The sequence below is a fragment of the Flavobacterium sp. genome, assembly GCF_040379285.1.
Classification (GTDB): Bacteria; Bacteroidota; Bacteroidia; order Flavobacteriales; family Flavobacteriaceae; genus Flavobacterium.
On sequence record NZ_JBEILJ010000004.1, the window covers coordinates 74,350 to 80,554 of the forward strand.

Consider the following 6,205-nt stretch of genomic DNA (forward strand, 5'->3'; position numbering starts at 1 on the left):
AATAATAATTTATTATTTTGTTTGGTTTAGGTTAGTTAAGAAAAAGCCGGTTTTCTGTTGAAAATCGGCCTTTTTTTTTAAGATAACAATGCTGCCATTTGCTGTTGTAGTTTCAAGGCTTCCCCTCGGGCCTTTTCGGCAAAATCAACTCCCGAAGACGCATAAATAATGCCCCGCGACGAATTGACCAACAAACCGATTTGGTCGTTTTTGCCATAATGCCATACGGCTTCCAAACTTCCACCTTGCGCTCCCACACCGGGAACCAAAAGAAAACTATCGGGGATAATGCGACGGATATCTTGTAAATACTCGGCCTTAGTGGCACCTACCACATACATTAGGTGGTGACTATTTTTCCAATTCTTTGAGGTTTCAATTACTTTTTTATACAATTCTTGCGCATCTACTTGTTGCGTTTGAAAATCAAAGGCCCCTTCATTGGATGTTAGTGCCAAAAGAATCGTATGTTTATTTTCAAATTCCAAAAAAGGTTCTACCGAGTCTTTCCCCATGTAGGGCGCAACGGTCACCGAATCAAAGGCCAAATCTTCCAAAAAAGCTTTTGCATAGCGTCCCGAAGTATTGCCAATATCCCCTCGTTTGGCATCGGCTATGGTAAATAGCTCGGGATAATTTGCATTCAAGTAGGCAATCGTTTTTTCCAAAGCCATCCATCCTTTGACCCCATAAGCTTCATAAAAGGCAATGTTGGGTTTGTATGAAACACACAAATCATGTGTCGCATCAATGATCGCTTTGTTGAATTCAAAAATTGGATCGTCGGTTTGTAGTAAATGCGGCGGAATCCTATCGAGATCCACATCCAAACCAATGCATAAAAATGATTTCTTTTGTTGTATTTGCGCTACCAATGCCGCGGTTTCCATATTGAAAATTTGTTATAAAAAAAGCCCAACGACACCGTTGGACTTGAGATTAAAATACTTCGCTTTCTTTAAGTTTCTCGGTATTGGCGACCAATTGTAATTCGTCAATAAACTTTTGAATATTGCCATTCAGTACGCCATCCATATCAAAAACATCCATCCCAATGCGGTGATCCGTCACGCGGCCTTGAGGGAAATTATACGTGCGAATCTTGGCCGAACGGTCTCCCGAACTCACCTGAGAATTTCGCTTTTTTGCATCTTCTTCTTGCTTTTTGGCCAGTTCCATTTCATAGAGACGGGAACGCAATACCGAAAGTGCTTTGTCTTTATTTTTATGTTGCGATTTTTCGTCTTGACATTGTGCTACCAATCCTGTAGGAATGTGAGTCATACGTACAGCCGACTTGGTGGTATTTACCGACTGACCTCCAGGGCCTGATGAACAGAATAAGTCGATACGAACATCATTCATGTCGATATGCACATCAAATTCTTCGGCTTCGGGCAAAACCATAACGGTGGCCGCTGAAGTGTGTACACGTCCTTGGGTTTCTGTTTTGGGCACCCGTTGTACTCGGTGAACTCCTGCTTCAAACTTTAAAGTGCCGTACACATCTTCTCCCGATACTTCGAAAATAACTTCTTTGAATCCGCCCGATGTTCCTTCGTTAAAATCAACTACTGAAGTTCGCCAACCCTTATTTTCACAGTATTTCGTATACATGCGATACAAATCGCCTGCAAAAAGCGACGCTTCATCCCCACCCGTACCGGCGCGAATTTCAACCATCACATTTTTGGCATCTTCAGGATCTTTGGGAATCAACATAAACTTGATTTCCTCCTCCAACTGGGGCAATCGTTCTTTGGCTTCATCGAGTTGCATTTTGGCCATTTCTACCATTTCAGCATCTGAACCATCGGCGAGAATCTCATTGGCTTCGGCAATATTATCGGTCAATCGAACGTATTCATCGCGTTTTTCAACCAACGCTTTCAAGTTTTTATACTCTTGATTCAATTGTACGTAACGCTTCTGATCGGCAATGACATCCGGTTGAATAATCAAATCAGATACCTCGTCGAACCGTTGTTTTACATATTGCAAACGCTCTAACATATTGTATTATTCCTTTTTTTGGACTGCAAAAATACAATAATTTGCGAATGGAATTGCAATTATTTAAAGAGGCTAGTTTGACTTTGACCCATGAATCTTGATAATTTTTGTAGTATTGTAAAAAATAAAATATGAAACAGCTTGCCGTTCTTTCCTTCCTTATGTTCTTTTTGGGGGGTTGTCAAAACGACAATGAAAGTCCGAATTGGCTCCTCGGTTCTTGGCGCAAGATTACGAGAAGCATGGATGCCCAGGAGCATTGGAAAAAAGTGGATGCTACGGTATACGAAGCTGATAGTTTTATACTTGTACAAAACGATACTGTTTTTCATGAGCACGTCGATTTGGTAAAAACAAGTAAAGGATGGGATTATATCGTTTCGGTTCGCGGTCAAAATAAAGAAAAACCGGTTTCCTTTTCTTCAACCTATATTGGAACAGATTCGTTGGTATTTGAAAATTCAAAACACGACTTTCCGAATCGTATTGTGTATAAAAAAATAAAGGCCGATAGTTTGGTTGCTACTATCTTTGGCACGCAAAATGGGAAAGCCACTTCGGAAATCTTTCCTTTTAAAAAAATGAAACCATGAGAAAAATAATGTTCTGCCTTTTGGGCATTGGCCTTATCACCCTTTCGTGCAAAAAACATGATGCTTTGGGACGTGAAATTCAATTTGAAGAGCGTTATAAAGCGTCCTTTTTGGAGGGAAATTGGTCGCTAACCGATTCGTTGGGTGTGATGGAAATGCAATGGAAAGAAGCCGACGACAGCACCTATACGGGAACCTGTTTGTTTATTCATGGGGAGAAAAAGGATACCTTGCATCGGGAGCAATTGGAAATACAACAACGCAAAAACTACCTGATTTATACCACTACGGTTCAAGGAGAAAAAGGAGAAACCCCTATTGCTTTTCAAATGACACAAGATGCTGACAGCACAATAACCTTTGAGAATCCAGACAACGATTATCCGAAAAAAATTGTCTATCGTTTATTGCGTAACGGAAAACTGCAACAAACCGAAAGCGGTCAAATTCGTAAAAAGGCGCAAACGCAAACGTATCTTTGGTCGAAGGGAGTAGCGCCTGAGGAGAATAAAGACAAATATTAATTTTAACCATAAAAAAAATCCTGAAACACAATGGCTCAGGATTTTTTATTTTTTTTCGTTTTGACCTCAATTTTCAGGGCTAACGACTAACTGCTTTTTACGGGAATGGTTGCTAAAATTTCGAGTAAATACTTCCAAAATTTTTGAGAAGACGATATGCTAGCATGTTCGTCGGGACTATGTGCACCGTGGATGGTGGGCCCGAAAGAAATCATATCCATCTTAGGGTAATTCGTGCCTAAAATCCCACATTCCAAACCCGCATGACACGCGACTACCCGCGGTTTTTGACCGTTTTGTTTTTCATAAATAGCGACCAAAACCTTCAATATTTCCGAATTTACATTAGGGGTCCATCCGGGATAACTCCCCGAGAACATCACTTCACAACCGATTAATTCAAAGGCTGAACGAAGGGCATTGGCCAAATCAAACTTAGCGGTTTCTACGGAAGAGCGGGTTAAACACTGAACCGTTAGCTGTCCATCTTTTACCACAACGCGCGCTATATTGTTGGAGGTTTCAACCAAATCAGCCATATCGGCACTCATTCGATACACCCCATTGTGGGCCGTATAAAGGGCACGCAAAAATCCTTCTTGCACCCCTAAATCCATAATTTTGGTAGGAAATACCGACTTTTCAATACTAACTTGAAGTTGAGGCTCGGTGGTTTTGTATTCCGCTTTAATCTCGTTGATAAGTTCCTGCATTTCAAAAGCAAAAACTTCTTCATACATCGCAGCGATGATCACTTGTGCCACACTTTCTCTTGGAATGGCATTGCGCAAACTTCCCCCGTTGATTTCAGCGATTTGTAAACCAAAATTTTCAAATCCATCAAACAACAATCGGTTCATAATTTTATTGGCGTTACCCAATCCTTTGTGGATATCCATGCCCGAGTGTCCTCCTTGCAACCCTTTTACGGTTATTGTATACCCAAGGGAACCTTCGGGTACGTCATCTTCGTTGTAGGAACGAGTCGCCGTTACATCCACCCCGCCAGCACATCCAATATCAATTTCATCGTCTTCTTCAGTATCGAGATTTAATAAAATTTCCCCTTGAAGAATTCCTCCTTTTAAGTTCAATGCTCCTGTCATTCCGGTCTCTTCATCAATAGTAAAGAGCGCTTCAATCGCGGGATGGGGTATATCTTTGCTTTCTAAGATGGCCATAATCGCAGCTACACCCAGGCCATTATCAGCCCCAAGCGTGGTTCCTTTGGCGCGCACCCAATCACCATCGACATACATTTGGATACCTTGCGTATTGAAATCAAAATCGGTATCATTATTTTTTTGGTGCACCATATCCAAATGCGCTTGCATCACAATCGGTTTTCGATTTTCCATGCCGGGCGTCGCAGGTTTTCGGATAAAGACATTTCGGATTTCATCTTCAAAAGTTTCTAATCCTAAACTTGTTCCAAAATTTTTCATGAATTCAATCACGCGCTCTTCTTTTTTGGAAGGACGTGGCACCGCATTTAAATCGGCAAATTTATTCCAAAGGGCTTTGGGTTCTAGTTGACGTACGTCTTGACTCATAGTATAAAAATTATTTTAGTGCCATTACAGCGTTTCAAAAATACAAAGAATGTTGGGTGTAGCCTAAGATTACCGTACATTTACCCTAAAAAAAGAGGGTGAAGCTACGAACGTACTGGGGATGGTATGCTGTGCTCTTGCAACTGTTCCTCTTATCCATTGTTGGGCAATTTCCAGAAGCGATTGAACGCTATTACAGTCAGGGCATCTATCGTTATATCGATGCATTTTGGCGTTTTTGTATGGGTTATATCCCTTTTTCGGTTGGCGATGTTTTGTACACTTTGCTTATCCTCAAAATCGTTTGGTCATTGTGTCGCTGGAAAAAAACGACCTATGTTCAAAAATGGATATCAATAGGGCAATGGAGTGCAGTCGTTTTGGCGGTTTTCCAACTCAGTTGGGGATTGAACTATCATCGACAAAAACTGGCCGATAAATGGAACCTTAATCCGCAATACACTCAAGAAGAATTGGTAACTTTTATCCGACAATTGAGGAATGAAACCCATCGCATTCATTTGCAAATTACCCAAAATCCAAAAAAAAGCGTTCGCGTTCCTTACTGTATGGATTCTCTATTTCTATTGGCTCACGAAGGATATCAAGCGTTACAGCAACGGCATCCTGACATCAACTACGGGCAACTTTCCGTCAAAAAAAGTCTGTTGAGTGCCCCACTCTCGAACATGGGCTTTTCGGGTTATTTTAATCCGTTTACCCACGAGGCTCAAGTCAATTCGTTGCTTCCATCGTATCAACTCGGCAATGTCATTAGTCATGAAATGGCGCATCAAACAGGGATTGCGAGTGAGAGTGAATGCAATTTTATCGGATTCTTAGCAGGGTACTATCAAACTAACCCCTACTTACGCTACAGTGTTTGTACCGCAGCTCTTCGGTATTGTTTGGGTACGTTACAAGCAACACAACCCGAGCTTTCCAAAACATTGTATCAATCGTTGCATGCGGGTGTAAAAGCCAATTTGAAAGAGAGTAAACTATTTTGGAAAAACTATGACACGTTTATCCACAAGGGCTTTCATGGATTTTATGACCATTTTCTCAAAGTAAACCAACAGTCCGATGGAATGGCGGGATACAGCAAGTATGTGGGGTTATTGATGGGGTATCAAAAGAAAGCCTTTTTCCTGAATTGTAAATAATTTTTCCACCAAAGGAACGCTCTAAAAATCTCATTTTCAAACAATAAAAATCTAATAAACAGGAGCTTTACAAAAATATACTCCAAAGGCAATTGCACTTTAAATTAGAAAATTAGTATTGTAATTGTAACAAAAAAGAACATTCCATCACTAATACTTACATGAATGAATCGCTAGAAACATCATTTGTAAAACAACTCACGGACCACCAAAACATCGTCCACAAAATTTGTCGCCTCTATACCAATAATGAAGAGGGACACAATGATTTGTTTCAAGAAATCACGATTCAACTTTGGAAGGCATTTCCAAAATTTAGAGGGGAAGCCAAATTTTCGACATGGGCTTATCGCGTG

General features: G+C 40.7%; 7 protein-coding genes. 4 read left to right on the forward strand and 3 right to left on the reverse strand.

The window, feature by feature from the left end; translation table 11 throughout:
* Positions 1-77: 77 nt before the first annotated feature.
* On the reverse strand, positions 78-890 hold the full coding sequence (gene pyrF, locus ABWO12_RS01960; protein ID WP_353086753.1) for an orotidine-5'-phosphate decarboxylase: 813 nt from the start codon (positions 888-890) through the stop codon (positions 78-80).
* 49 nt (positions 891-939) lie between these two features.
* Positions 940-2,013 (reverse strand): peptide chain release factor 1, encoded by a 1,074-nt coding sequence (prfA, locus tag ABWO12_RS01965; RefSeq protein ID WP_353086755.1) that lies wholly within the window; start codon positions 2,011-2,013, stop codon positions 940-942.
* 131 nt (positions 2,014-2,144) lie between these two features.
* Between prfA and ABWO12_RS01970 the strand changes: the two genes are divergently transcribed.
* Positions 2,145-2,606, forward strand: a complete 462-nt coding sequence (locus ABWO12_RS01970; protein ID WP_353086757.1) for a DUF6265 family protein — start codon at positions 2,145-2,147, stop codon at positions 2,604-2,606.
* Positions 2,603-3,130, forward strand: coding sequence for a DUF6265 family protein (locus tag ABWO12_RS01975; protein ID WP_353086759.1), 528 nt, complete (start codon positions 2,603-2,605; stop codon positions 3,128-3,130). The genes ABWO12_RS01970 and ABWO12_RS01975 overlap by 4 nt, the downstream gene beginning before the upstream one ends.
* Positions 3,131-3,216: 86 nt before the next feature.
* Here the strand turns inward: ABWO12_RS01975 and ABWO12_RS01980 are convergent, their stop codons facing one another.
* Positions 3,217-4,683, reverse strand: a complete 1,467-nt coding sequence (locus ABWO12_RS01980) for an aminoacyl-histidine dipeptidase (protein ID WP_353086760.1) — start codon at positions 4,681-4,683, stop codon at positions 3,217-3,219.
* Between the two features lie 98 nt (positions 4,684-4,781).
* Here ABWO12_RS01980 and ABWO12_RS01985 point away from each other — a divergent pair, with 98 nt between their 5' ends.
* Positions 4,782-5,849, forward strand: coding sequence for a DUF3810 domain-containing protein (locus ABWO12_RS01985; protein WP_353086762.1), 1,068 nt, complete (start codon positions 4,782-4,784; stop codon positions 5,847-5,849).
* 161 nt (positions 5,850-6,010) lie between these two features.
* The coding region (locus ABWO12_RS01990; RefSeq protein ID WP_353086764.1) for a sigma-70 family RNA polymerase sigma factor at positions 6,011-6,205 on the forward strand (195 nt) is incomplete at its 3' end.